General features: G+C 75.8%; 1 protein-coding gene. It reads left to right on the forward strand.

The window, feature by feature from the left end; translation table 11 throughout:
* Positions 1–924: CapA family protein (locus tag H0488_RS23420; RefSeq protein WP_183101559.1), on the forward strand; the 924-nt coding region annotated here is incomplete at both ends.

Genomic DNA, 924 nt, shown 5'->3' on the forward strand with positions numbered 1-924 from the left:
CCGTCGCCGGCGTCGACCCGGTGCGCGACCACCCGGACGCGGTGACGGTGACCGTCGCCGGCGACGTGATGCTCGTCCGCGGGGTCCCGGACGCCGCTGCGGCGCTCGCACCGATGCGCGCGCTGCTGCGGCGCGCCGACCTCGCGGTGGGCAACCTCGAGAGCACGCTCTCCACCGCGGGCAGCCCGACCCAGGGCGACGACTCGTTCGGTGGCAGCCCGGCGCTGCTGCGGGTGCTCCGCGGGGCGGGCTTCGACGCGGTGTCCCTCGCCAACAACCATGCCGGCGATTTCGGGGCGACGGCGCTGGTCGAGACCGTCGACCTGCTCGCCGCGAGCCCGGTCGTGCCGTTCGGCGCCGGGGCGGACCTCGAGGCCGCGTCGCAGCCCGCCTTCCTCGAGGCGGGAGGCGTCCGGTTCGCCTTCGTCGGCTTCAACGCGATCGGCGAGACGCCCGCCGCGAGCGACGGCACCCCGGGTGCGCTGTCGGTCCGGATGCCGCCGCGGACCGGGCCGCTCGTGCCGGCCGACCTCGCCCGCGTCACCCGGATCATCGGTCGGGCCGAGCGGCAGGCGGACGCGGTCGTCGTACTCCCGCACTGGGGGACCCAGTACACGCACACCCCGGAACCCGTCCAGCGCCAGGTCGCGCGCGAGCTCGTCCGTGCCGGCGCCGACCTGGTCGTCGGCGGTCACCCGCACTGGGTGCAGGGCGTCGACGCCGTGGCCGGCGTGCCGGTGCTGCACTCGCTGGGCAACTTCGTCTTCGACATGGACTTCATGGAGCAGACGCTGGAGGGCGTGCTGCTGGAGACGACCTGGTGGGGGAGCGAGCTGAAGGCGCTCCGCCTCGTCCCCTACGCGATGGACCCGGTGGCCTTCGCCCCGCGGCCGGTCACCGGCGGCCGGGCCGAGGAGGTCCTCG

The sequence above is a fragment of the Nocardioides pelophilus genome (genome assembly GCF_014180685.1).
GTDB classification, from domain to species: Bacteria; Actinomycetota; Actinomycetes; order Propionibacteriales; family Nocardioidaceae; genus Nocardioides; species Nocardioides pelophilus.